The organism is Pleomorphochaeta sp. DL1XJH-081 (genome assembly GCF_049310885.1).
Lineage (GTDB): Bacteria > Spirochaetota > Spirochaetia > Sphaerochaetales > Sphaerochaetaceae > CAYZJV01.
Map to the genome: position 1 here is coordinate 1 of NZ_JBMDYO010000191.1, position 245 is coordinate 245.

Genomic DNA, 245 nt, shown 5'->3' on the forward strand with positions numbered 1-245 from the left:
GTTTTTTTTGCATTGCTGATGGCTGAGTTTCAAGACATCGGTGTCTGTTCAACTCTACAGGTGCTGATATTTGAGGTAAATGTACAGAAAAAAATTGTAATGAAACTGCAATTTTTTGTCAAATTTTATAAAATATTACACCCTCCTGATTCTAGGTTGGGTATTTATGTTGTATTCTAGTTTATATTCCCAGGTTGAGCTTTTGATCACATTGTCTTCTTTGGTTCCCATAAATAATAAACACC

At 33.1% G+C, this 245-nt stretch carries 1 protein-coding gene; it reads left to right on the forward strand.

The features are described from left to right. On the forward strand, positions 1–180 hold a 180-nt coding region (locus ACODJP_RS14420; RefSeq protein WP_422482672.1), incomplete at its 5' end, for a hypothetical protein. Between the last annotated feature and the right edge of the window lie 65 nt (positions 181–245).